The 25,560-nt window shown below is 67.2% G+C and carries 22 protein-coding genes and 1 tRNA gene; 2 read left to right on the top strand and 21 right to left on the bottom strand.

Features of this window, described 5'->3' with window-relative positions; all coding sequences use genetic code 11:
• Positions 1–84: 84 nt before the first annotated feature.
• The gene (locus CXY79_RS07680; RefSeq protein WP_104100544.1) at positions 85–1,761 is read right to left on the bottom strand and encodes a DUF885 domain-containing protein; all 1,677 of its coding nucleotides are present in this window, start codon (positions 1,759–1,761) and stop codon (positions 85–87) included.
• Between the two features lie 75 nt (positions 1,762–1,836).
• Positions 1,837–4,515, bottom strand: coding sequence for a DNA polymerase I (gene polA, locus CXY79_RS07675; RefSeq protein WP_104100543.1), 2,679 nt, complete (start codon positions 4,513–4,515; stop codon positions 1,837–1,839).
• 56 nt (positions 4,516–4,571) lie between these two features.
• On the opposite strand from polA, the gene CXY79_RS07670 reads away from it, so the two are divergent.
• Entirely contained in the window at positions 4,572–5,048 is a 477-nt protein-coding gene (locus CXY79_RS07670) for a hotdog fold thioesterase (RefSeq protein WP_104100542.1), read from the top strand.
• 19 nt (positions 5,049–5,067) lie between these two features.
• Here CXY79_RS07670 and CXY79_RS07665 read toward each other — a convergent pair whose 3' ends face one another.
• Positions 5,068–5,673, bottom strand: coding sequence for an ANTAR domain-containing response regulator (locus CXY79_RS07665; protein WP_104100541.1), 606 nt, complete (start codon positions 5,671–5,673; stop codon positions 5,068–5,070).
• Between the two features lie 38 nt (positions 5,674–5,711).
• Here CXY79_RS07665 and CXY79_RS07660 point away from each other — a divergent pair.
• A tRNA-Leu gene (locus tag CXY79_RS07660) sits at positions 5,712–5,797 on the top strand.
• Between the two features lie 108 nt (positions 5,798–5,905).
• Here the strand turns inward: CXY79_RS07660 and CXY79_RS07655 are convergent.
• The 18 genes from CXY79_RS07655 to rpe form a co-directional block, all read right to left on the bottom strand.
• Positions 5,906–6,385, bottom strand: coding sequence for a hypothetical protein (locus tag CXY79_RS07655; protein WP_233191355.1), 480 nt, complete (start codon positions 6,383–6,385; stop codon positions 5,906–5,908).
• On the bottom strand, positions 6,382–7,302 hold the full coding sequence (locus CXY79_RS07650; RefSeq protein WP_134342449.1) for a DUF6545 domain-containing protein: 921 nt from the start codon (positions 7,300–7,302) through the stop codon (positions 6,382–6,384). Before CXY79_RS07650 ends, CXY79_RS07655 begins: the two co-directional genes overlap by 4 nt.
• 122 nt (positions 7,303–7,424) lie before the next feature.
• Entirely contained in the window at positions 7,425–7,919 is a 495-nt protein-coding gene (locus tag CXY79_RS07645; RefSeq protein WP_104100539.1) for a hypothetical protein, read from the bottom strand.
• Between the two features lie 322 nt (positions 7,920–8,241).
• Entirely contained in the window at positions 8,242–9,687 is a 1,446-nt protein-coding gene (pyk, locus tag CXY79_RS07640) for a pyruvate kinase (RefSeq protein WP_104100538.1), read from the bottom strand.
• A gap of 110 nt (positions 9,688–9,797) precedes the next feature.
• Complete coding sequence (locus CXY79_RS07635; protein WP_104100537.1) at positions 9,798–11,255, bottom strand: glutamate synthase subunit beta; 1,458 nt, start codon at positions 11,253–11,255, stop codon at positions 9,798–9,800.
• The gene (gltB, locus tag CXY79_RS07630; RefSeq protein ID WP_104100536.1) at positions 11,248–15,825 is read right to left on the bottom strand and encodes a glutamate synthase large subunit; all 4,578 of its coding nucleotides are present in this window, start codon (positions 15,823–15,825) and stop codon (positions 11,248–11,250) included. The genes CXY79_RS07635 and gltB overlap by 8 nt, the downstream gene beginning before the upstream one ends.
• A gap of 124 nt (positions 15,826–15,949) precedes the next feature.
• Positions 15,950–16,945, bottom strand: coding sequence for a prolipoprotein diacylglyceryl transferase (gene lgt, locus CXY79_RS07625; protein ID WP_104100535.1), 996 nt, complete (start codon positions 16,943–16,945; stop codon positions 15,950–15,952).
• 72 nt (positions 16,946–17,017) lie between these two features.
• On the bottom strand, positions 17,018–17,854 hold the full coding sequence (trpA, locus tag CXY79_RS07620) for a tryptophan synthase subunit alpha (protein ID WP_104100534.1): 837 nt from the start codon (positions 17,852–17,854) through the stop codon (positions 17,018–17,020).
• Complete coding sequence (trpB, locus tag CXY79_RS07615) at positions 17,851–19,068, bottom strand: tryptophan synthase subunit beta (RefSeq protein WP_104100533.1); 1,218 nt, start codon at positions 19,066–19,068, stop codon at positions 17,851–17,853. The genes trpA and trpB overlap by 4 nt, the downstream gene beginning before the upstream one ends.
• Positions 19,069–19,839 (bottom strand): indole-3-glycerol phosphate synthase TrpC, encoded by a 771-nt coding sequence (gene trpC, locus CXY79_RS07610; RefSeq protein ID WP_104100532.1) that lies wholly within the window; start codon positions 19,837–19,839, stop codon positions 19,069–19,071.
• 4 nt (positions 19,840–19,843) lie between these two features.
• Complete coding sequence (locus CXY79_RS07605; protein ID WP_104100531.1) at positions 19,844–20,068, bottom strand: DUF6704 family protein; 225 nt, start codon at positions 20,066–20,068, stop codon at positions 19,844–19,846.
• Positions 20,069–20,168: 100 nt separating this feature from the next.
• Positions 20,169–20,816: a Trp biosynthesis-associated membrane protein gene (locus tag CXY79_RS07600; protein WP_104100530.1), complete on the bottom strand. Its 648-nt coding sequence runs from the start codon at positions 20,814–20,816 to the stop codon at positions 20,169–20,171.
• Entirely contained in the window at positions 20,817–22,358 is a 1,542-nt protein-coding gene (locus CXY79_RS07595; RefSeq protein ID WP_104100529.1) for an anthranilate synthase component I, read from the bottom strand.
• A 2-nt stretch (positions 22,359–22,360) separates the two neighbouring features.
• Complete coding sequence (gene hisI, locus CXY79_RS07590; protein WP_104100528.1) at positions 22,361–22,780, bottom strand: phosphoribosyl-AMP cyclohydrolase; 420 nt, start codon at positions 22,778–22,780, stop codon at positions 22,361–22,363.
• Between the two features lie 38 nt (positions 22,781–22,818).
• Positions 22,819–23,580, bottom strand: coding sequence for an imidazole glycerol phosphate synthase subunit HisF (gene hisF, locus CXY79_RS07585; protein ID WP_104100527.1), 762 nt, complete (start codon positions 23,578–23,580; stop codon positions 22,819–22,821).
• Positions 23,581–23,631: 51 nt separating this feature from the next.
• Positions 23,632–24,471: an ATP phosphoribosyltransferase gene (gene hisG, locus CXY79_RS07580; protein WP_104100526.1), complete on the bottom strand. Its 840-nt coding sequence runs from the start codon at positions 24,469–24,471 to the stop codon at positions 23,632–23,634.
• Positions 24,472–24,549: 78 nt separating this feature from the next.
• Positions 24,550–24,813, bottom strand: a complete 264-nt coding sequence (locus CXY79_RS07575) for a phosphoribosyl-ATP diphosphatase (protein WP_104100525.1) — start codon at positions 24,811–24,813, stop codon at positions 24,550–24,552.
• A gap of 12 nt (positions 24,814–24,825) precedes the next feature.
• A complete protein-coding gene (rpe, locus tag CXY79_RS07570) occupies positions 24,826–25,494 on the bottom strand; it encodes a ribulose-phosphate 3-epimerase (protein WP_104100524.1) in 669 nt (222 codons plus the stop codon).
• Positions 25,495–25,560: the final 66 nt, after the last annotated feature.

Raw genomic sequence — 25,560 nt, 5'->3', positions numbered from 1 at the left:
CGTGACAATCAAGCTTAGCTGTTTGCGGGAGAGGCCGGCAACTTGCCCGTCCCCCACGGAAGCTACGCCGATCGACCCCGAACGTTAACCGAGCATCGCCGCCTGGAGGGTGTCCAGGCCGACCCCGCCGAGATCGAGGGCCTTGCGGTGGAACTCCTTGATCGAGAAGGCGTCACCCTCGCGCTCCCTGTAACTGTCCCGCAGCTGCTCCCAGATGCGCTGGCCGACCTTGTAGGACGGGGCCTGCCCCGGCCAGCCGAGGTACCGGTTCACCTCGAACTTGACAAAGCTCGCGTTCATGTTCACGTTCCGGCCCAAGAACTCCAAGGCGTAGTCGGCGGTCCAGGGGCCCGAACCGTCGGGCAGCCGCTTCTCGAGGTGCACGCCGATGTCGAGGACGACGCGGGCGGCGCGCATCCGCTGCCCGTCCAGCATGCCGAGACGGTCGGCCGGGTCATCGAGGTAGCCCAGCTGCTCCATCAGACGTTCCGCGTAGAGCGCCCAGCCCTCGGCGTGACCCGAGGTGCCGGCCAGCTGGCGGCGCCAGGTGTTCAGCTTGGCCCGGTTGTAGACGGCCTGGCCGATCTGCAGATGGTGGCCGGGCACGCCCTCGTGGTAAACGGTGGTCAATTCGCGCCAGGTGTCGAATTCGGTGATCCCGACCGGCACCGACCACCACATCCGGCCCGGGCGGGAGAAGTCGTCCGTAGGCCCGGTGTAGTAGATGCCGCCTTCCTGGGTGGGGGCGATCAGGCACTCGAGGCGTTTGATCTCGTCGGGGATGTCGAACTGGGTCTCGGAGAGCTCGGCGACGGCTCGGTCGCTGGTCTCCTGCATCCATTTCTGCAGGGCGTCGGTGCCGTGCAGCTTGCGGCTGGGTTCGGTGTCGAGGAACGCAATGGCCTCGGGCACGCTCGCGCCCGGCTTGATCAGGTCGGCGATGCTCTCTTGCTCGGCGACCATCCGCGCCAGCTCCTCCACGCCCCACTCATAGGTTTCGTCGAGGTCTATGGTCGCGCCGAGGAAACGGCGGGACTGCAGCAGGTAGAGGTCGCGACCGATGGCGTCGCGGGTGGGGGCCCTGCCCTCGAGCTCGGTGCCGAGGAAGTCCGCCAGCGTTCCATAGGCCGCGGCAGCGGCACGCGCCCGGGTGTCGAGATCCTTGGCCAGCGAGGCCGGGAGCGCTCCCGTGTCGTGGCCGGCGTTGGCGGCGAACTCGGCGAAGAAGCCGTCGTTCGCCGCGTGGCGCCGGGCCTGCAGGATGACTTCCTGCACTTGACGCCGGGCGGGCATACTGCCGCGCTCGATGCCGAGACGCAGGGTCTGGATGTAGCCGTCGATGGCCCCGGGCAGGGCGCGCAGACGGGCGGAAACGGTGTCCCAGTCGGCGACGGTGGCGGTGGGCATCAGGTCGAAGACCTCCCGGATGCCCTGGGCCGGCGACGCGATCACGTTCAGGTCGCGCAGCGGCAATCCGGCTTCGGCGCTCTCGACGTCGAGGGCGAGCGAGCTGCGCAGGTCGGTGCGGGTGACGACGTCGACGTCGTCGACGGCCGTGGCCGCGTCGAGGCGGGTGATGAAGGATCGGGCCGCGTCGACCCTGCGGTCCAGCCCGTCCGGGGAGTAGTCGCCGAAGCGGCCGTCAACCTCGGTGCGGCCGATGTACGTGCCCACGGTCGGGTCGATATCGACGAGGGTGTCCACCCAGTCCTCGGCGATCCGGTCGATCGGCGTGGGGGTGCGCTGCTTGTCGGTTGTCATGACCCGAGCCTAGAACACGCGCTCGACCGCGGGCGGAGCGCCGGACCTCGCATTCGGGCGGCTGGTAGTCGCTGCCTAGTGGGCGGCGGCATCCCAGTTGTCGCCGCGGCCGACCTGCACGTCGAGCGGCACCAACAGGTCCGCTGCGGTCTCCATCCGGTGCGTCACGACCTGGCGGAGCGCATCCCACTCCCCCGGGGCAACCTCAAAGATCAGTTCGTCGTGTACCTGAAGCAGCATGCGCGACTCCAAATTGCCGTCGATCAGGTCCACGGCGATCCCGTTCATCGCGATCTTCATGATGTCGGCGGCCGACCCCTGGATCGGCGCGTTGAGGGCCGCGCGCTCCGCGTTCTCGCGTACGACCCGGTTGGCGCTGTGCAGCTCGGGGAACGGGCGGCGGCGGCCGAATATGGTGGCCGTGTAACCATCTATTTTGGCCTGCTCGACGACATTGCGCAGGTAGTCGCGCACCGCGCCGAACCGGGCGAAGTAGTCTGTGATGAGCTGCTTGGCCTCCTTCGTCTCGATGCGCAGCTGCCGGGACAGCCCGAAGGCGCTCAATCCGTAGGCCAGGCCGTAGGACATGGCCTTGACCTTGGAGCGCATCTCGTTCGTGACGTCTTCCGGCGCCACGCCGAACACGCTTGCGCCGACGAACCGGTGCAGGTCTTCGCCGGCGTTGAAGGCCTCGATCAGTCCCGCGTCGCCGGAAAGGTGCGCCATGATGCGCATCTCGATCTGCGAGTAGTCGGCGGTGAGCAGGCAGTCGGCCCCGTTGGCCGCGTGGAATGCGGCCCGGATGCGGCGGCCCTCCTCGGTGCGCACCGGGATGTTCTGCAGGTTGGGGTCGGTGGAGGAGATCCGACCGGTGGCCGTGCCGATCTGCACGTACGTGGTGTGGATACGTCCCGTCTTGTCGATGGCCTTGTCCAGGGTCTCCACGATCTGGCGCAGCTTGGTGGCGTCGCGGTGCTGCAACAGCATGTCAAGGAACGGATGCGGGTTGCTGGCCTGCAGGTCGGCCAGAGCCCCGGCATCCGTCGAGAACCCGGTCTTGTTCGCCCGGGTCTTGGGCATGCCGAGCTGGTCGAACAGCACCTCCTGCAACTGCTTGGGTGAACCGAGGTTCACCTCGCGGCCGATCTCGGCGTAGGCGCCGGCGGCCAACCCGGCGGCGCGCTCGCCCAGCTGGCCGGACAGTGCCGACAACTGGTCATGGGAGACGGCCACGCCGGCCAGTTCCATGTCGGAGAGTGCCAGCAGGGTGGGCATCTCGATGGTGGTGAGCACCTCGCGGGACCCGTCGTCGAGCAGCGCGTCGATGGCCGCGGCCACCCGGAACGTGTACCAGGACTCCACCGGCACGCCCCCGGCCTCGTTCTCGGCCGGGATCAGCTGGTTGGGGTCGGTCACCGGCAGGGTTTCGCCCAGGTATCGCAAGACGAGGGTGGCGAGGGTTTTGTCCGGCACCCCGGGGCGCAGTAGCCAGCCCGCGATCAGGCTGTCGAACACCAGCCCCGAAAAGTCCAGGTTGCTGCGGCGGAGCGCCTTGATCTGGCTCTTGGCGTCGTGCATGATCTTGGGCGAGTCGCTGGCCAACCAGGCCTCGAATGCGAGGTAGTCCGTGCGTCCGGGCTGCCAGGGCAGGTTTACCGACTCGGTCGGTCCGGACACTCCGAAGCCAATGGCCTTGCCCTCGTGTACCTCGACGGAGAGAGCGAGGCCCTGCGGGGAGGCGACCGTGGCCCGGGCGATCCACGCGGCCAGCTCCTCGTCGAGCAGGTCCTGGGCGGCGGGGGCCTGAGGCGCGGCGACCAGCACTTCCTCCGGCACGACCACGGCGACGCCTCCGGTCGCGCCGGCGCCCTCAAGCTTGATCACGCGGTCAAGCAGGGTGCGAAACTCGAGCCGACCGAACACAGCGCGCACGGCCGGTTCGTCGATGGGGCGCCGCACGAGGTCGGGGAGCTCCACCGGGAGGTCGAGGTCGGTGACGAGGTGGTTGAGTCGCCGGTTGCGGATCGCGTTCTCTTTCTGCTCGCGCAGGTTGTTGCCGACGACGCCCTTGATCTCCTCGGCGTGTTCCAGGATGCCGTCGAGGCTGCCGTAGAGGCCGAGCCACTTCACGGCGGTCTTCTCCCCCACCTTGGAGATCCCGATCAGGTTGTCGCTGGTCTCGCCGACCAGGGCCGCGACATCCGGGTATTGTGCCGGCTCGATGCCGTACTTCTCGCGCACCCGGGCCGGGTCGTAGCGGGTGAGCGCCGAGACGCCCTGGCTGGCCGGGTAGAGCAGGGTGACGTTTTCGTTGACGAGTTGGATCGTGTCCCGGTCCCCCGAGACCACCAGGACATGGAAGCCTTCCTGGTTGCCGCGCACGGACAGTGTTGCGAGGATGTCGTCGGCCTCGAAGTCTTCCTTGGTCAGCGTCGTGATGTTCATCGCAGCCAGGGCCTCCTGCAGCAGCGGCACCTGCCCGATGAACTCGCTTGGCGTGCTGGCCCGCGTGCCCTTGTAATCGGCGTATTCGCGCGTTCGAAAGGAGAACCGCGAGATGTCGAACGCCACGGCGATGTGCGTGGGCTTCTCGTTGCGCAGCAGACTGAGCAGCATGGACAGGAACCCGTGGATGGCGTTGGTGTGCTGCCCGTCGTGGGTCTGGAAACTGTCCACGGGGAGGGCGTGGAACGCCCGGTAGGCCAGGGAATGGCCGTCGATGATCATCAGGGTAGGCTTTTCGGAATCTGACACAGAGATAGCCTACAAGCGTCATCCGGCGCGGGCAGGTGCAGCGACCGAAGGTGACTATGATCCAGCAGACCACGGACGCCCTCGAGTGGGTCCAGCAGCGGGGAGCCGGCTCCCTGGCCGAAAAGATGGGCATCGAGTTCGTCGAGTTCACCATCGAGCGCGCGGTGGCACGGATGCCCGTCGAGGGCAACACGCAACCGGCGATGCTCCTGCACGGTGGCGCCTATGTCGTGCTGGGCGAGTCGCTGGGCTCGATGGCCGCCAATCTGCACGCCGGTCCCGGCCGCCTGGCGGTGGGGATCGAGATCAATGCCACGCATACCCGGTCGGCGACGTCGGGCTTCGTCACGGGTGTCTGCACGCCGGTGCACCTGGGCCGTACGCTCACGACGCACGAGATCGCGGTCACGGATGATCAGGGCCGGCGCTGCTCGACGATCCGGATCACCAATCTGATCAAGGAACTGACGAACCGGCCCGAGGCGCAAGACCCGAGGCTTGAAAAACGGCCAGGCATCAACCTCGAAGGGTGATCTGCCCGGCTGCCGAAGGTTACTTCTTGGCGCTGAGCTGCTCGATAATCGCCTGGGCGACGTCGTGCATGGTGAGCCGGCGGTCCATGGACGCCTTCTGGATCCACCGGAAGGCCTCGGGCTCGGTGAGCCCCATCTTCTCGTTCAGCAGGCCCTTGGCCCGGTCGACGAGCTTGCGGGTCTCGAAGCGCTCGACGAGGTCGGCCACCTCGGCCTCGAGGGTGATGATCTGGCTGTAGCGCGACAGCGCGATCTCGATGGCGGGCAGCAGGTCGTTCGGGGTGAACGGCTTGACCACGTAGGCCAGCGCGCCCGCTTCCGTGGCGCGCTCGACGAGTTCTTTCTGGCTGAACGCGGTCAGCAGCACGACGGGGGCGATGTGCGCCTTGGTGATGCGCTCGGCCGCGGAAATTCCGTCGAGGTGCGGCATCTTCACGTCCATGATGACCAGGTCGGGCCGCAGCTCGGTGGCCAGGGCGACAGCGGTTTCTCCGTCGCCGGCTTCACCGACCACCTCGAATCCGGCGTCGCGGAGGATTTCGACGATGTCGAGGCGGATGAGGGACTCATCCTCGGCAACGACAACGCGGCGAGGAGGTACTGGGGTGGAGTCTTGGTCGGTCACGGGGGAAAGCCTACGGTATTCTGGAGCAGGTGTTGTGAGCCGGTGTGGCGGAATGGCAGACGCGGAGCACTCAAAATGCTTTGTTCGCAAGGACGTGTGGGTTCGAGTCCCACCACCGGTACCAACACCCCAGGCAGAAATTTCCGCCGAGTCGGGCCGTTTCGGCTCTGCCGGGGCCTCAGCGCCAGTCGGCGCATCGGCCAGCCCGTCAGCCCGTCAGCCCGTCAGCCCGTCAGCCCTCAGCGGGTCGCGCGGCATCGCCGCGCTGCATGTCCTCTTCCAGGAGCGCGGTGATCGACCGCAGCGTCTCCGGGGACACATCCCCGAGCGTGCGTGCCGCGAAGTTGACCACGCGCTGGGCACGCAGGCTTTTCACGAACGCGAGCTGGGAATCGACGCGGTCGGGGAGGTCGCAGTCAGAGCCCAGCAGGTACTCCGGCGGGATACGGAAGAACTCGCCGATGCCCGTGAGCAGGTCGACGTCTGTCACGAGAGGCCCGTCCCCGGTGATCATGTAGGCCCACCGGGCTCGGGAGAGCGACAGGCCCCGCGCCTGCAGTCCCGCGGCGATCTGCTTGTAGGTGTGCGGCGTGTTGCCCTCGGCGACGACCACGTCAAGCAGGAGGTTGAGCTTGCGTGCCAGTTCCCGCTGCGGACTGATCGGTTCGCCGGGGATGCTGGGCCCGTCGTCGGCTGCTCGCGGGTCAATCACGATGTGTGGTCCTGTCGGGGTGTCGCGGGGCGGGCAAGGGTGGTGACGATCGAAGCTGCGGCGGGGATGGCCCGCACGTGGTTCTCGGCGGCGTTGATCAGTGTCCGTTCGGACACCGTCAGGCTCTGGTCTGGGTTGAGGAGCAGGCTATCCCGCACCTCGACGTAACGCCGGTACAGGTGAGCGCCGGGAGCCCGCACGAGGAGCAGCCCGACGCGCGAGAGGTCGCGCTCGATGCTGAGCTCCGGAGATCCGGCCAGCAGGCGCTCCCACAACGGAGTGATCTGCCACAGCAGCACCCGGTTGCGGCTGGTCTTCGCCAGGGCCTGGATACCCACTTCCATGGCAGTCAGACCCAGACCCAGGCCGAGGCAGACGGGAGCGGTGGCGAGGGCGATGTGGTAAGCGGTGTAGGGCCACCCGTCAAAGGAGAAGTCCGGACTGAGAAGGGCTGCGGTCACGCTCGCGAAGCTGACGATCGTGTAGACCAGAACCCCGAGGCAACCGAGCACAACGAGAGCGAGAGACGCCCGAGTGATCAACCGATGCTGAAGGCGTAGATCGGACGCGCATGCCGCACCTACCGACACGGAGAAGAGGGCCATCGCAATCCACGTGGTGGACGAGTAGGCGGCGAAATCCCAACGATTCGGAAAAGCCTCGTGGATCTGGTCTCGAAAACGCCAGTCTCCGCCGAAGAATAGGACAGCTTGGGCGGTGACAATTGCGCCGGTGACGAGTGCGGTCACCTGATTCCTACGCCGCGTGAGACCGCCCACGGACACGGCCTCCTGCACGATGCCGTCCAGGAGACCAATGGTAACGATCGCCGTTGCATGAAAGCTGAAGTAGGCGACGTTGTCCCCACCCAGTAGTCCGTCGACGGCGTTGTACACGACGTAAGGCTGCAGGGTCATTGTCGTCCCGAAAGCAACGAGGACCCAGAAGAGACGGCGACGACGACCGCGAAGGAGTGACGGCACGCACAATATTGTGGCGATCCAGATCAACGCCGACACCGATAGCAGGATGATCTGCACTACAGCACCCGGCCGAAACCGGTTCGGGGGCCGTTGGCCGTTTCGGCGCTGTCTCCGAACATGATCAGGGCCAGCCGGTCGCCGATCGCCTCGGCCAGGGCTTCCTGCTCGTCGGTGAAGTTGCTGCGGGACAGCGCGTATGCGATCGAGTCGAGCGGGATGAGGGGTGCGAGCAGCGCGACCCGCTCGGCCGGCATCAGCTGCTTCTCATGCCGCAGGATCATGTGGCCGAACTCATGGTTGATGAACTGCTGGCGGTGCACGGCGGAGTCCGTCGGCGCATGGTGGATGCGCTCGAAATTCTCCCCGGCGACCTCGATCCACAGCCCGCAGACTCCGGATTCTACGAGCCGCGGACTCGCCGCACGAATCAGGATCGCCTTGCCGCGCAGACCTTCCATGTACCGGTGCAGCGTCGCGGCGGTCAGCGGACGCGGGAGGGTGAGGGTGGCCACCAGTTCGCGCGCCCGCTCGGTGCGTGCTTCGTAGTTCACGTCCTGCTCCCCCCTGTGCGCCGCTGTCCCGTGGCGCCGGACCGTGACATTAGACATGTCCAACAGGTGCTAGCCTGAAATGAGGTTGGACATGCCCACGTTACCGGGTCGGGGGACCCGCGCACGCCACGGACCGTCCAGTCACGCTCCGGTTCGGAGTGTTCACGCGCACAGCCTCATGGGCGACACTGAAGGGGAACAGGGTGTCGCCCGGGGGCGGTGGGTCACAGAATCACGGCGCTCGGCTGCGCCGCGCAGATTTGACAGCACGAGAAAGCCCCGCCACCCGAAGCCGGGCGGCGGGGCTTTCTCCGTCGCGGCGCTACTTCTTCGCGTACGCCGGGTGAACTTCATTGTGGGCATCGCCGACGCGGTGCACACGGATGTCGTTCGTGGAACCCGCGATGCCGGGAGGGGAACCGCTGATGACGACGACCTTGTCACCGAGCTGTGCCAGACCCTGGCCCAGCAGGATGTCATCCACCTGTCCGAACATGGCATCCGTGTGGGTGACCCGGTCGACCAGGTAGGTCTGGATGCCCCAGGTGAGGGCCAGTCGACGACGGATACCGGGCTCCGGGGTGAAAGCCAGCATGGGGATCTTCGACCGCAGCCGGGACATCCGTCGGGCCGAGTCACCGGACTCCGTGAAGATGCACAGGAACTTCGCTTCGACGAACTCGGCGACCTCGATGGCGGCGAGGGTAATCGCACCGCCCTGGGTACGCGGCTTGTTCGTCAGCGGAACGATACGCTCCAGGCCGTGGTCCTCGGTCGACGCGACAATCCGCGCCATCGTCTGGACCGTGACGACGGGGTACTCGCCGACGCTGGTCTCGCCACTGAGCATGACCGCATCCGCGCCGTCGAGCACGGCGTTGGCGACGTCAGACGTCTCCGCGCGGGTCGGCACCGGGCTGTGGATCATGGACTCGAGCATCTGCGTCGCCACGATGACCGGCTTGGCCATGCGACGAGCGAGCTCGACCGCCTGCTTCTGCACGATCGGAACGGCCTCGAGCGGCAGCTCCACGCCCAGGTCGCCACGGGCCACCATGATGGCGTCGAACGCGTCGACGATGCCCTCGAGGTTCTCCACGGCCTGCGGCTTCTCGATCTTCGCGATCACGGGAACGCGGCGTCCTTCTTCGGCCATGATCTCGTGCACGCGGGTGATGTCGGCGGCGTCCCGAACGAACGACAGCGCGATCAGGTCCGTGCCGAGGCGGAGACCCCAGCGCAGGTCGGCCTCGTCCTTTTCGGACAGGGCCGGCACGTTGACGGCGACACCGGGCAGGTTGATGCCCTTGTTGTTCGACACGGGGCCGGCAACGATCACCTTGGTCGTCACGACGGTGTCGTTCGTGGCCACCACCTCGACCTTGACCTTGCCGTCGTCGATCAGCAGGAAGTCGCCGGGCCTGACGTCCTGGGGCAGGCCCTTGTACGTGGTGCCGGAGAGTTCCTTGGTACCCAGGATTTCTTCTGTGGTGATCTTAAAAATGTCTCCGAGGGCAAGTTCGTAAGGGCCGCCTTCGAATTTTCCGAGACGGATCTTCGGTCCCTGCAGGTCGACCATGACGGCGACGGCACGACCGGAGTCGTTCGCTGCTTTGCGTACATTCGCATAAACACCCTCGTGGACCTGGTAGTCCCCGTGGCTCAGGTTCATCCGGCAGACGTCGACACCGGCATCGATAAGGGCACGAATTTGATCGTAGCTGGCTGCTGCCGGCCCGAGCGTGGCGACAATTTTGGCGCGTCTCATTCTGAAAGAACTCCGGTTTCCGCGCTGTTTCGGCGCATATTCTCTGTTGATGGTTGGGAGACCACGGGGTGGTGGATCTCTTGGAATCGAATCACTGGATCAGTGACCAATCAGATTGCGAAGGCATGATCGGACGGTTTGACCGGTGCAGGCAGTTGCGTCTCGCCTTCGAGGAATTTGTCGACGGCTGCCGCAGCAGCCCGACCTTCGGCGATCGCCCAGACGATGAGCGACTGGCCACGGCCGGCATCACCAGCAACGAACACGCCTTCATGGCTGGTCTGGTAATTAACGTCACGCTCGACATTACTCCGCCCATCGACCGGCACGTGCAGCTGGTCGGTCAGCTCGCGTGATTCAGGACCGGTGAAGCCCATGGCCAGGAGAACCAGATCCGCAGGGATCTCGCGCTCCGTTCCGGCCTTGGGCACCCGGCGTCCGCCCCGGAATTCGGTCTCGGCCACGCGGATGGCGCGCACCTCGCCCGCTTCGTTGGCCAGGAACTCCACCGTCGACACCAGGTACTCGCGGTTGCCGCCCTCTTCGTGGGCGCTCGACACCTCGAACAGCGTCGGTGACAGCGGCCACGGCTGGTGTTCCGCCCGTTCCATGCCCGGTTGGCGGCCGATGGCGAGATTCGTGACGGATGCCGCGGCCTGGCGGTGCGCGGTACCGATGCAGTCGGCGCCGGTGTCGCCGCCGCCGAGTACGACCACGTGCTTGCCCTCGGCGGTGATCTGCTGGTCAACAGTGTCGCCGGCGCCGACCTTGTTCTGCTGCACGAGGTATTCCATGGCGAAGTGCACTCCGGGCAGGTCGCGCCCGGGGATCGGCAGGTCGCGGGGTACCAGGGCCCCCGTGGCGACCACCACAGCGTCATAGCGGGCCCGGAGGTCATCCCAGGTGATGTCGACCCCGATGGTGACGCCTGCTCGGAAGCGGGTGCCCTCGGCCGTCATCTGGCCGAGTCGGGTCTCGAGGTGCTTCTTCTCCATCTTGAAGTCCGGGATGCCGTAACGTAAAAGCCCGCCGATCCGGTCGTCGCGCTCGAAGACCGCCACCGTGTGACCGGCCCGCGTGAGCTGCTGCGCGGCCGCGAGGCCGGCCGGGCCAGAGCCGACGACCGCGATTGTCTTGCCGGTGAGGCGTCCGGGCGGCTGGGGCTGCACCCATCCGTTGGCGAAGGCCTGGTCGATGATGGAGACCTCAACCTGCTTGATCGTGACCGGCGGCTGACTGATTCCGAGAACGCAGGCCGACTCACAGGGTGCCGGGCAGAGACGCCCGGTGAACTCCGGGAAGTTGTTGGTGACATGGAGACGTTCGATGGCCTGTCGACCCTCGTCCCGCCAGGTGAGGTCGTTCCATTCCGGAATGATGTTGCCGAGCGGGCAGCCCTGCTGACAGAACGGCACACCGCAGTCCATACAGCGGCCGGCCTGGCGTTTCAGTTGCGTCGCGTCGCCCTGCTCGTAGACCTCTTTCCAGTCCATCAGACGAACGGATACGGGACGGCGGGCCGGCAGCTCCCGGTCCGTGGTCTTGAGGAATCCTTTCGGATCAGCCATTGGTTGCCTCCAGAATGCGGTTCCAAACGACGACGCCATCGGGGTCGAGGCCCTCGTCGACGGCGATCTGCCTGGTTGCCAGGACGGCCGCGTAGTCGCGCGGTAGCACCTTGACGAATGTGGACATGGTGGTCTCGAAATCGGCCAGCAGCCGGGCCGCCAGGGCGGACTCGGTCTGGTCATGATGCTGTCCGAGCAAGTCGCGCACGATCTCGCGGTCCGCGCCGCCGAGCGGCAGAAGTGTGAGTTCGCCGGAGTCGAGGGCCTGCCGGTTGACATCCTCGGTACGAAGACCGTAGACGTAGGCGGTTCCGCCAGACATACCGGCACCCAGGTTGCGCCCCGTTTCGCCCAGGATGACCGCCAGTCCCCCGGTCATGTATTCGAGGGCGTGATCTCCGACGCCCTCGACGACGGCGGTGGCCCCGGAGTTGCGCACCAGGAAGCGTTCGCCCACGATGCCGCGGATGAACATGCTGCCCTGGGTCGCGCCGTAGCCGATGACGTTACCGGCGATCACGTTCTGCTCGGCCGGGAACAGGCTGCCCCGGTCGGGTCGCACGGTGATCTGGCCACCGGAGAGACCCTTGCCGACGTAGTCGTTGGAGTCACCCTCGAGCCGCAGGATGATGCCGCTCGGCAGGAACGCGCCGAAGGACTGTCCGGCGCTGCCGGTGAGGGTGACGTCGATGGAACCGGACGGCAGCCCGTTCTCGCCGTGGCGCACGGTGACCTCGTGGCCGAGCATGGTGCCCACGGCCCGCTCGGTGTTTCGGATGGGCAGGGAGATCGAGACCTGCCCACCATGTTCAAGCACACTGGCGCTCTGCCGGATCAGTTCGTTGTCGAAGTGGAGCTCAAGTTCGTGCTCCTGAGGGCGACCGGACTGCCGGGGCTCCCCCGCGGAGAAGTCCGGACCGACGAGGATGGGCGACAGGTCGAGTCCGGAGGCCTTCCAGTGCGTAAGCGCCCCGTTGACGTCGAGCACCTCCCGGTGGCCGATGGCCTCGTCGAGGCTGCGGAATCCGAGCTCGGCGAGGTACTCGCGCACCTCCTGAGCGATGAACTCGAAGAAGTTGATCACGTGCTCGGCCTTGCCAGTGAAACGTTTGCGCAGCTCGGGATTCTGGGTGGCCACCCCGACGGGGCAGGTGTCCAGGTGGCAGACGCGCATCATGACGCAGCCCTCCACGATCAGCGGGGCGGTAGCGAAGCCGAACTCCTCGGCGCCGAGCAACGCTCCGATGATGACGTCACGGCCGGTCTTCAACTGGCCGTCGACCTGCAGCACGACCCGGTCGCGCATCCCGTTGAGCATCAGGGTCTGCTGCGTTTCGGCCAGGCCGAGTTCCCAGGGGGTCCCCGCGTGCTTGAGGGAGTTGAGCGGGCTCGCGCCGGTTCCGCCGTCGTGACCGGAGATGAGAATGACGTCGGACAGGGCCTTGGCCACTCCGGCGGCGACCGCGCCGATACCGGACTGGCTGACGAGCTTGGTGTGGATGCGTGCGGTCGGATTCGCCCGCTTCAGGTCGAAGATCAACTGTTTGAGGTCTTCGATCGAGTAGATATCGTGGTGCGGGGGCGGCGAGATCAGGCCGACGCCGGCGGTCGCGTGCCGGGTGCGGGCGATCCACGGGTAGACCTTCGTGGGCGGCAGCTGGCCGCCCTCGCCGGGCTTGGCTCCCTGCGCCAGCTTGATCTGGATGTCGTCGGCGTGGGACAAGTACATGCTGGTCACACCGAACCGGCCGGATGCCACCTGCTTGACGGCGCTGCGTCGCTCCGGGTCGAGCAGGCGGTCAAGGTCTTCTCCACCCTCACCGGTGTTGGACTTGCCCCCGAGGCGGTTCATTGCGATGGCGAGGGTCTCGTGCGCCTCGGCGGAGATCGATCCGTAGCTCATCGCCCCCGTCGCGAAGCGCTTCACGATCGAGGAGATCGGTTCCACCTCGTCCAGCGGCACGGGGTGGCGCTTGCCGGTGGTGAAGGTGAACATGCCGCGCAGCGTCATCAGGCTCGTCGCCTGGTCGTCGACTAGTTTCGTGTACTCGCGGAAGATGTCGTAGCTGCGCGTGCGGGTGGAATGCTGGAGCCGGAAAATGGTGTCCGGGTTGAACAGGTGCGGAGACCCGTCGCGGCGCCACTGGTACTCACCTCCGGTCGCGAGGCGTTCGTGCGCGGTGACCGCGGCATCCTCGGGGTAGGCGGCCCGGTGCCGGGCCTCATTCTCGGCCGCGACCACCTCGATGCCGATGCCGCCGAGCTTGCTCGTGGTGCCGGTGAAGTACTGGTCGATGAATTCCTGGCTCAGTCCCACGGCCTCGAAGGTCTGCGCGCCGGCGTAGGAGGAGACGGTCGAGATCCCCATCTTGGACATGATCTTGAGCACGCCCTTGCCGAGGGCCTTGATCACGTTGCGCACGGCCTGTTCGGGCGTGCCGGTCGTGATGTAGCCACTGCGCACCAAATCCTCGCACGTTTCCATCGCAAGGTACGGGTTCACGGCGGATGCGCCGTAGCCGATCAGGAGGGCGACGTGGTGCACCTCGCGCACATCGCCGGCCTCGACCACGATGCCGACCTTCATGCGGTTCTCGGTGCGGATCAGGTGGTGGTGAACCGCGGCAATCATCAGCAGCGACGGGATCGGGGCCAGATCCTTGTTGGAATCCCGGTCGGACAGGACGAGGAACATCGCGCCGTCGTCGATGGCGGCGTCGGCCTCGGCGCACATCTCCTTGATGCGGGCCTCCAAGGCGTCCGGCCCGTCTTCGAACCGGTAGAGCCCGCGAATGGTCCTGGTGGTGCGGCTGCCCGGCGCGGTGTCGATGTGCTGGATCTTCGCCAACTCGTCGTTGTCGATCACGGGGAAATCGAGCACGACCTGCCGGGCGTGCTCGGGGCCGACCGAGAGGAGGTTGCGTTCCGGACCGAGCCCGAGCTTGAGGGAAGTGACAACTTCCTCGCGGATCGAGTCGAGCGGCGGGTTGGTCACCTGAGCGAACTGCTGCGTGAAGTAATCGAAGAGCAGCCGGGGTCGGTCGCTGAGCACGGCGATGGGGGTGTCGGAGCCCATCGCGCCGAGCGGTTCCCCGCCGAGGCGAGCCATCGGCGCGAGCAGGATGCGCACCTCCTCCTCGGTGTAGCCGAAGGTGCGCTGGCGGCGCACGACGGATGCCGGCGGGTGCACGATGTGCTCCCGCTCGGGCAGATCCTTGAGGTTGATGCGCCCGGCGTCCAGCCAGGTTCCCCACGGCTCGCTGGCCGCGAGGTCGGCCTTGATCTCGTCGTCTTCGATCAGGCGTCCGGCGACCGTGTCGACCAGAAACATCTTGCCGGGACGCAGGCGGCCCTTGCGCACCACCCGGTTGGGGTCGATGTCGAGCACCCCGATCTCGCTGGCGAGCACGACGAGGCCGTCGTCGGTGATGAGGTAGCGGCCGGGGCGCAGCCCGTTGCGGTCGAGGGTGGCGCCGACGAGGGATCCGTCGGTGAACACGATCGCGGCCGGGCCGTCCCACGGCTCCATCAGCATGGAATGGTACTCGTAGAACGCACGGCGTTCGGCGTCGAGGTCGGTCTGGTTCTCCCAGGCCTCCGGCACCATCATCATGACGGCGTGCGGGAGCGAACGCCCCGACAGGCTGAGCAGCTCAACGACCTCATCGAACGAGGCCGAATCGCTGCCGCCGGGGGTGACGATCGGGAGCAGCGGCGCCAGGTCGCCGAGCAGGTCGGATTCGAGCTGCGACTGGCGCGCCTGCATCCAGTTGCGGTTGCCCTGAACCGTGTTGATCTCGCCGTTGTGCGCGATCATGCGGAACGGCTGCGCGAGCGGCCAGGACGGGAACGTGTTGGTGGAGTAGCGGGAGTGCACGAGGGCGAGCTTGGAGACGAAGCGCGGATCGGACAGGTCCGGGTAGAACGGCTCCAGCTGAAGCGTCGTGACCATACCCTTGTAGACCACGGTGCGACAGGACAGTGAGGCGAAGTAGATCTCCAGCTCGCGTTCGGCACGCTTCCGCAGCCTGACTGCCTGGCGGTCCAGCGCGATGTCGCCGAGCGTGTCGCCGGCCTCGGTCGTGCGGGCGCTCTGCACGAACAGTTGCTGGATGGCCGGCATGGCCGCGCGCGCCAGGGTGCCGACCTCGTCGGGGCGCACGGGAACTTCGCGCCAGCCGAGGATCACCAGTCCCTCTTCGAGGGCGATCCGGTTGATCTGACGCTTGATGCCGCTGCGCTTGGTGGGATCGATCGGCAGGAACACATTGCCGACGGCGTAGCGGCCCGCCGCGGGCAAGGCGAAATCGGTGACCGACCGCAGGAACTCGTCGGGAACCTGAGTGATGATGCCCGCGCCGTCTCCGGTGCCGGCATCCGATCCGACCGCACCGCGGTGCTCGAGGTTGCGCAGCGCGTCGAGGGCGAGGGTGATGATGTCGTGCCCGGCGGTGCCCCGAAGCGTGGCAACCATGGCGAGGCCGCAGGCATCGCGCTCATCGGCCGGGTTGTACAAGCCCTGCGGCTTCGGCACTGCGCTGAAGCGCGAGAAGAGGGGTGTTTGCGGCATTGGACCGTCCTCACAAAAGTAACTGGCGAGTGGGGACGACGCTGGCCCGCTCAGGTAGACATGTGCGCGGCGGCCCGTCATACCGGGTCACAAGCCGTGGAACAGGTTGGAGTCAACCTTGAGCCTAGAGGCGCGAGTTGCTGGTGCTTGTGGCTGCAACGTCGCCTGATCCGGCGGGACCGACGGCCTCATCACCGTGATCCTTGGGGTCCGAATCAAACTCATCAGATTCTACCTCAGCGTCGGGCCCCTTCCACTCGCGGCCGGGAATGTACACGCTCGCGGGCAGGCCCGTGTGGCGCTTGCTCTGCACGACGATCAGGATGATTCCCAGCAGGATGGCGGCGAAAGCGGCCCACACATTGGTGCGGAGGCCGAAGAACATCTCGCTCGGGTCGACCCGGATCGATTCGAAGAAGCTGCGGCCGAGGCCATACCAAATCAGGTAGACGCCGAAGGCCTTGCCCCAGCGGAGCGCGACCTTGCGTTCGATCGCGAGGATCAGGACGACGCCGACCACGTTCCAGACCATCTCGTAGAGGAAGGTTGGGTGAAACAACGTTTCGGGGGGAAGCCCGATCGGGAGGGCCGGGTTCGCCGCGGACACCTCGAGGCCCCAGGGCAGGTCGGTCGGCAGACCGAAGAGCTCCTCGTTGAACCAGTTGCCGAGACGGCCCATGGCCTGCGCCACGAGCATCCCCGGTGCCAGGGCGTCCGCGAAGGCCCAGAACCGGATGCCCGAGATGCGGCAGCCGATGTAAGCGCCGACGGCCCCGCCCAGGAGCGCTCCGAAGATGGCGTTGCCGCCGTTCCAAATGGCGAACACCTCGAGAGGGTTGGCACCCTCGAAGAAGTAGTCGGAGGGGTGCGTGAACACATGGTAGAAGCGCGCGCCGACGATGCCGAGCGGAACGGCCCACAGGATGATGTCCAGCACCACGCCCGGCTCTCCGCCGCGCGCAGACAGTCGGCGGCTCGTCATGACGGTGGCGGCGATGATCCCTGCCAGAATGCAGAGGGCGTAGGCGTGGATGGTGAACGGGCCGAGGGTGAACGAGCTCCATTCGGGGCTCGGGCTCGGGATGCTCAGAAGAAAAGACACCTGGGGACTACCTTTCATCGTGGCGCCGGGGAGGCCCCGTGACCGCCTCGGTCAACTTACCTTAGCTTTTGGGTGCTTCGATGGCGGGGATCAGACGGCGGGGCGCAGATCCCGGGCACTGGCCGCGAGGTCACGGGTGAGGACGGCCAGGGCCGGCACTCCCCCGTCGGACAGTGCCTTGACCAGGGCGGAACCGACGATGGCGCCATCGGCGTAGGCGAGGATCTCCCGCACCTGCTCCGGGGTGGAGATGCCGAGTCCGACGCACGCGCTGGTGGACCCGACGGCGCGGAGGCGGTCGACGAGCACCCGCGCGGCGGAGTCCACGTCGCCACGGGCGCCGGTGATTCCCATGGTGGAGGCCGCGTAGACGAAGCCGCGGCTGGCGTCCACTGCCTGACGCAGCCGGGCGTCGGACGACGACGGGGCGGCGAGGAAGACACGGTCGAGTCCGGTTCGCGTGCTGGCTCCCACCCAGGCGGCCGCGTCGTCGGGGATGAGGTCGGGCGTGATCAGCCCGGCGCCTCCCGCCGCGAGCAGGTCGTCGGCGAACCGGTCCACGCCGTACTGCATGATCGGGTTCCAGTAGGTCATGACCAGAACGGGCACGTTCACCTGGGCGGTGATCGCCGCGACGGCCTCGATCCCGTGCCGCAGCCGAAAGCCGTTGGCCAGAGCCTGCTGGGTGGCCGCCTGGATCACTGGGCCGTCCATGACGGGATCGGTGTACGGCAGGCCCAGCTCGATGACGTCGACACCGTTCTGCGCGAGTGCCACGGCCGCGTCGATGCTCTCGGTCAGGGTGGGAAACCCGACGGGCAGGTAGCCGATCAGAGCACCGCCGCCCTCGGAGCGGCGACGGGCGATTGTCGCCTCGACCGTGCTCGTCGTTCCGGTCGTGGAACCCGTACCTGTTTCCGTGCTCATGACTGTTCCGCGCCCTTGTCGAGCAGGTCGAAGTACCGACCCGCGGTTTCCATGTCCTTGTCGCCGCGTCCGCTGAGGTTTACCAGGATGGTGGCGTCAGGTCCGAGCTGCTTGCCGAGGTCCAAGGTGCCGGCGAGGGCGTGCGCCGACTCGATGGCGGGGATGATGCCCTCCGTGCGGCTGAGCAGCCGGAGGGCGCTCATCGCCTCGTCATCGGTGACCGGCAGGTAGGTGGCCCGGCCGATACTGGCGAGCCACGCATGTTCCGGGCCCACCCCCGGGTAGTCCAGACCCGCAGAGATGGAGTGCGACTCCACGGTCTGACCGTCTTCGTCCTGCAGCAGGAAGCTGCGGGCGCCGTGCAGGATGCCGGGGCGCCCCTTGGTGATCGTCGCCGCATGGCGCAGGGTCTCCGCGCCGTCACCGCCGGCCTCGTAGCCGACCAGGGCCACCTCCGGGTCGTCGAGGAACGCGTGGAAGATACCCATGGCGTTCGAACCACCGCCGACGCAGGCGGTGACCGCGTCGGGGAGGCGGCCGGTGAGGTCCAGCACCTGTTGGCGGGCCTCCTCGCCGATGATCTTCTGGAAGTCGCGCACCATGGCCGGAAACGGATGCGGCCCGGCGACGGTACCGAAGATGTAGTTGGTGGTCTCAACGTTGGTGACCCAGTCACGCATGGCGTCGTTGATGGCGTCTTTCAGGGTGCGGGACCCGGTCTTGACCGGCACGACCTCGGCGCCGAGCAGTCGCATCCGGGCCACATTCAGGGCCTGGCGCTCCGTGTCGACCTCGCCCATGTAGACGACGCAGTCGAGCCCGAACAGGGCGGCGGCCGTCGCGGCCGCCACGCCGTGCTGCCCGGCGCCCGTCTCGGCGATGACGCGGGACTTGCCGATGCGCTTGGTGAGAAGAGCCTGGCCGAGCACATTGTTGATTTTGTGCGAGCCGGTGTGGTTGAGGTCTTCCCGCTTGAGGATGATGCGGGCACCGCCGGCGTGCGCGGCGAACCGGGGCACCTCGGTGATGATGGACGGGCGCCCGGTGTAGCTCCGGTGCAATTCCATCAATTCGGCCGCGAAGGCCGGGTCCTGCCGTGCCAGAGCGTACTCGTCGGTCAGCTCGTCGAGGGCAGCCACGAGGGACTCCGGCACGAACCTCCCGCCGAAGTCGCCGAAGTACGGGCCTGCTTCTGTTCTGAGGGACGTTGACATTTAAACCGCCAGGAATTCGGAGAGGGTTCGGATGGGATCGTTTGTGACGAGGGCCTCGCCGACGAGCACGATGTCGGCGCCGGCGGCGCGGTAGTGCGCCACGTCGGCGGCGGTCTTGACGGCCGATTCGGCGACGCGGACGACGCCCGAGGGGATCCGGTCCGCGAGCCTGCCGAACAGGTCCTGATCGAGTTGGAACGTGGACAGGTCGCGGGCGTTCACCCCGACGAGGCTTGCGCCAATGGCCAGGGCACGGTCGACCTCCTCGGCGCTATGGGTCTCGACCAGCGCGGTCATGCCGAGCTGGCGCACGAGGTCGTGCAGGGAGACCAGGGTGGTCTGGTCGAGTGCGGCGACGATGAGCAGAACCATGTCGGCACCTGCCGCCCTGGCCTCGAAGACCTGGTACGGCAAGCCGATGAAGTCTTTACGCAGCACCGGGATGCGCACGGCGGATCGCACTTGCTCGAGGTCTGACAGGGAGCCGAGGAACTTGCGACCTTCGGTGAGCACGCTGATCGCGCTGGCGCCGCCGAACTCGTAGGAGACGGCGAGGGCGGCAGGGTCCGAAATCTCGGCCAGGGTGCCCCGGGACGGGCTGGCGCGCTTGACCTCCGCGATGATCTTGACCTGATCGGTGGGTGCGAGCACCGCCAGGGCATCGATCGCGGGAGTTTGGTCGAGAGCGGTTGCCTCGACGATGGCGAACGGACGGGCGGCCCGACGAAGTTCAGCGTCGGCGACGGCCCCGGCTAGAAGATCAGACAGCACTCGACTAGTGGCCCAGGTGAGCCGTATCGGCCACGCCGTAACCGATTTTGGCGAGGATCCGGCCGACCAGCAGGCCAACCACCAGCAGTCCGACGGATGCCCAGACGAGCCAAGGGATCACCAGAAAGAAGGCAACGGTGCCGATCGCGACGGCGAGAAGCATGATGGTGACGGCGGTCCAGGCCGCGATCGAATGGCCTTCACCTGGGTCTACCGATTCAAAGCTCATGATTCTCCTCTTGTGCGCTGACGGACAAGTCAAGTCTAGCGGCCCCACGGTTCCCCGGCCTCCCCAGCGCACCAGGTGAAACCGGGAATCAGGTCTCGATTCACTGCGGGGTGGTGGGGTCTTCGCCGCGGCTCAGCCCGTCCCAGTCGTCGATGGCGTCACGTTCGGGTGCGGAAACGTCCGCGGCGTCGGGACCGTCGGCATCCGTCGACTCGGCCGACTCGGCCGCTTCGAATCGCACGGCCTGGTAGCGGGACGTCGGTCCGGGCCAACGCCGGGACGTGACGAGCACCCCGACCCCGGCGCCGCCCATGACCACGCCGGCGAGCAGCGCGATGAACGGCCACGGGGTCACGGCCGCCGAGGCGACGGTGTCGACGACCGAGTCTGCGCCGGAGATTCCGGTGGCATCGGTGACCGCGCCGGCACTGGCCGCCGCCGGATCGGTCACGGCCAAAATAGCCGAAAGGCACACGGAGAAGCCGAGCAGAACCTGAAGCAGGCCGAGGACCACCCGGATGACGGGACCGGCGATACTCAGGGCGCCGGCGAGGGCCAGTCCGGCGAGGGCAAGGGCTGTCACCCCGGGGGCGGCCGTGGAGCCGGACACCTCGAGGCTGTGCACAGCCGAGCCGGACTGCTCCACGATGACGTTCACCCAGACCTGGGTCCAGGCCAGCAGGGCCAGACCGCTGGCCGCCAGCACCACGAGGATGTGCCCGAGCTTGAGGCGCCGTGCGGATGCCACCTAGCGCACCCGCTTCATGGCGTTCGCGACCGCGACTGCGCGAAGGGGCGCCGCGGCCTTGTTCTGCGACTCCTGGTATTCCGACGCCGGGTCGGAGTCCGCGACGAGGCCGCCGCCGGCCTGCACGCGGGCGACGCCATTCATGATCGTTGCGGTCCGAATGGCTATGGCCAGGTCCGCGTCCCCGGCGAACCCGAAGTAGCCGACCACCCCCCCGTACACGCCGCGCTGCGCGGGCTCGAGCGCGTCGATGATCTCGAGGGCGCGCGGTTTCGGGGCCCCGGAGAGAGTGCCGGCCGGGAACGTGGCGCGGAAGACGTCGATCGCGGACCGGCCCGGCAGCAGGTTCCCCTCCACCGAGGAGACGAGGTGCATGATGTGGCTGAACCGCTCGATGCGCATGAACTCGGTCACCTCGACCGAGCCGGGTGCACACACCTTGAGCAGGTCGTTGCGGGCCAGGTCCACGAGCATCAGATGCTCGGCGCGTTCCTTGGCGTCGCCCGCGAGCTCGGCTTCGAAGTCGGCGTCGGCCTCCGGGGTCGTGCCGCGCGGCTTCGAGCCCGCGATCGGATGCGTGAACACGCGGTCGTTCTGCACCTTCACCAAGGCCTCCGGGGAGGAGCCCACGATCCAGTAAGTCTCCTTCTCCGGCGATTCCAGGCTCAGCAGGTACATGTAGGGCGACGGGTTGAGGCTGCGCAGCACCCGGTAGACGTCGATGGGGTCCGCCGTGCACTCCTGGTCGAACCGCTGGGAGACGACCACCTGGAACACGTCACCGTCGACGATGTGCTCCTTGGCGACGTCGACAGCGGCGAGGAAGTCCTCACGTCGGGTGCGGTTCGTCGGGGAGGCGGGCGTGGCGAGGTCGACCTCTGCGAGCCAGGTCTCGGAGGGCTCGGCCAGGCGAGCCTGCAGGGCGTCGAGCCGGTCCTGGGCGGCCGCCCAGAGGGCATCCGGTTCGTCGTGGCCGTCGTTGAGAACGTTGGCAATGAGCTGCACGGTGCCGAATTTGTGGTCGATCACGACGAGGTCGGCCACGAAGCTGAAGGCCTGGCCCGGCACGTCGTAGTCCGCCGGCGGGCGATTCGGCAGGCGCTCGATCTGGCGGATCGCCTCCCAGCCGATGAATCCGACGAGGCCGCCGGTCAGGGGTGGGTGGCCGGGCATCCGCGGGGTTTCCCAGCGTTCGTGGAGGGCCGCGAGAGCCGCCAGCGGGCCGAGGCCGGTGGCGTCGCCGAGGGCGCGCTCAGCCGAGAGGCCATAGTCGAGCCAGCGGGCCTCGTCGCCCTGCTGGGTGAGCACGCCGAACGAGGACACGCCCACGAACGAGAACCGCGACCAAATGCCGCCCTGCTCGGCGGACTCGAGCAGAAAGCTACCGGGCTGGCCGGCAGCGAGCTTGCGGTAGATGCCCACCGGGGTTTCGCCGTCGGCGAAGAGTTCGCGCACCACGGGGAACACCCGGTGGTCGTCGATCTGGAGCGCGAACTGCCCGGCGGTGGTCGTCGGGGCTGGGCCGGAGCTGTTCGGTGCCATGGTCAGTCCTTCGGTTTTTGGGTGGTTGCCCGGTCTGCTGCCACGTCGGGTGCCGCGGGGCGGGCGCCGGTCACGACCTCGATGCCGCGCCCGTCGAAACAGGTGCGGGAGCCGGTGTGGCAGGCTGCTGCGACCTGGTCCGCCTGCACCAGGAGGGTGTCCGCGTCACAGTCGAGCGCGGCGGACTTCACATACTGGCCGTGGCCGGAGATGTCGCCCTTGCGCCAGAATTCCTGGCGACTGCGCGACCAAAACGTCACGCGCCCCTCGGTGAGCGTGCGGCGCAGCGCTTCCCGGTTCATCCAGCCGAGCATGAGCACCTCACCGGTGTCCCACTGCTGGATCACCGCCGGCAGCAGGCCGTCGGAGTTGAAGACGGCCCTGGCCAGGGCGTCGTCGAGGGTGGAGAGTACATCGGTCATTTACGGAGCCGTTTCGGGTCGGGTAAGGCACAGCATCATCAGCGCACGGGCATTCCGGCGTGCCGGAGCTCCGCCTTGATGTCGCCGACGGTCAGCTGGCCGCTGTGGAACACGGATGCCGCGAGCACGGCATCCGCCCCCGCCGCGATGGCCGGGGGAAAATCCTCGACCCGGCCGGCGCCGCCGGAGGCGATCACCGGAACGGTGCTCAGGGCGCGCATCAGCGTGATGAGTTCGACGTCGAAGCCCGCCTTCGTGCCGTCGGCGTCGATGGAGTTGACGAGCAGCTCGCCGACCCCCAGCCCGACGGCCGTCTGCGCCCAGGCGAGAGCGTCCAGGTCGGTTTCGGTGCGGCCACCGTGGGTGGTGACGACGAAGCCGGACTCGGTGCGCCCGCTACGCTTCACATCAAGCGAGAGCACGAGTACCTGGGAGCCGAACCGGTCGGCGATCTCGCCGATCAGGGCGGGCCGCTTGATGGCGGCGCTGTTGACTCCGACCTTGTCGGCACCACTGGCCTGCAGCCGGGACACGTCCTCGACCGTGCGGATGCCGCCGCCTACCGTAAGCGGGATGAAGACCTGCTCTGCGGTGGCGCGCACGACGTCATAGGTGGTGGCACGGTTGTCCACCGTGGCGGTCACATCGAGGAAGGTGAGTTCGTCGGCTCCCTGCTCGTAGTACCGGCGGGCGAGTTCGACCGGATCGCCCGCGTCTCGCAGATTCTGGAAGTTCACGCCCTTGACCACGCGGCCGTCGGCCACGTCGAGGCAGGGTATGACCCGCACCGAAAGACTCACGATTGTGCCTCCATTGTGTGTCGCCGCATCTGGGTACCGCCGGTCAGCCCGTTACAAGCGGGCGTTGTGAATGGAGCTGATCAGGATGGCGCGCGCCCCGAGCTCGTAGAGGGCGTCCATGACATGGTTCGTGTTCAGGCGCGAGATCATCACACGCACGGCAACCCATTCCGGGTCGTGCAGGGACGATACGGTGGGCGACTCGATGCCGGGCGCCAGCAGGCAGGCGTCGTCGAGGAGCGTCTGCGGGATGTCGTAGTCCATCAGCACGTACTGGCGGGCCACGAGCACGCCCTGCAAGCGGCGCAGGAGGGTCGCGATGCCGGGCTTGTCGTTCTCGGAGCTGATCAGCACGGCCGTGGACTGCAGGATGACCGGGCCGAAGATCTCGAGGCCGGCTTTGCGCAGCGTGGAGCCGGTGGAGACGACGTCGGCGACGGCATCCGCCACGCCGAGCTGAACGGCTGACTCGACCGCGCCGTCGAGGGTGACCAGTGTCACGCTGACGTCGTGCTCGGCGAGGAAGGCCTCGACCAGTCCGGGGTAGCTGGTGGCGACGCGATGGCCGGACAGGTCGGCCAGGTCGGTGAAGCGGCCTGCGGGGCCGGCGAAGCGGAAGGTGGAGTCGCCGAAGTCGAGGCTGGCGATCTCCTGGGCGGTGGAGCCCGAGTCGAGCAGCAGGTCGCGCCCGGTGATTCCCACGTCGAGGGCTCCGGAGCCCACATAGGTGGCGATGTCGCGGGGACGCAAGTAGAAGAACTCCACGTCGTTGCGGGGGTCGGCGACGACGAGGTCGCGCGGGTCGCGGCGGCCGGTGTAGCCGGCCTCGAACAGCATCTGCGCGGCGGTTTCGGACAACGAGCCCTTGTTGGGCACGGCAATTCTCAGCATTTGGGCACTCTCTGCGTCTTCAGGTTCTGGCGAACAGGTCTCACGGGGTCAACCGGGTGGAGTCTCTCTGATGACGCGTCACAGATGGCGGTACAGGTCGGCGGGGGTCAGCCCCTTCGCCAGCATCATCACCTGTACGTGGTACAGCAGCTGGCTCATCTCGGCGGCGGTTTCGTCGTCGCTCTGGAACTCGGCGGCCATCCAGACCTCGGCGGCTTCTTCGACGATCTTCTTGCCGATGGCATGTACGCCGGCGTCGAGTTCGCGCACGGTCCCCGAACCGTCGGGGCGGGTCCGTGCCTTGTCGCTCAGTTCAGCGAACAGGTCGTCAAAAGTCTTCACCTGACTAGGGTACTAGTGCGCGTGCTGGTGTTCGGTCGCGGCGGCGCGCAACAGGGCGATCTGCTTCGCCGGGTCCGCGGCGTTGAACACGCTGGAGCCGACGACGAACGTGTTCGCCCCGGCCTCGGCGGCGATGACGATGGTGTCCTCGGTGATGCCGCCGTCGACCTGCAGCCAGACGTCCAGGCCGGACTTCTTCACGGCCTCCGACAGGGTGCGGAGCTTGCGCATGGTGGAGGGCATGAAGCTCTGCCCCCCGAAGCCGGGTTCGACGGTCATCACGAGCACCTGGTCGAATTCGGGCAGAAGCTCGAGGTAGGGCTCGATGGCCGTGCCGGGCTTGAGGGCGATGCCGGCCCGGGCGCCGATCGAGCGCAGCTTGCGGGCCAGGCCGACCGGGTTGGTCGTGGCCTCCGCGTGGAAGGTGACCGAGAACGCGCCGGCTTCGGCGTAGCCGAGCGCCCAACGCTCCGGGTTCTCGATCATCAGGTGCAGGTCGAAGGGCAGCGGGGAGACCTGGGCGAGGCGGTCGACGACGGGCGGTCCGAACGTCAGATTCGGTACAAAATGGTTGTCCATGATGTCGACGTGCACCAGGTCGGCGGTGCGGATGCGCCCCAGGTCCCGTTCGAGATTGGCGAAGTCGGCGGCGAGAATGCTGGGGTTAATCCGGGTGACCATGCCTTCACCCTACTGCGGCGAGCCCCGGCGGCTCGAAAGTCCCCTGCCGGTCGAGTCCAAGGCCCT

Origin of the sequence: Cryobacterium sp. M96, assembly GCF_002929845.1 — a bacterium.
In the GTDB taxonomy this organism is placed as follows: domain Bacteria; phylum Actinomycetota; class Actinomycetes; order Actinomycetales; family Microbacteriaceae; genus Cryobacterium; species Cryobacterium sandaracinum.
This window is presented reverse-complemented; position numbering and strand designations above follow the sequence as displayed.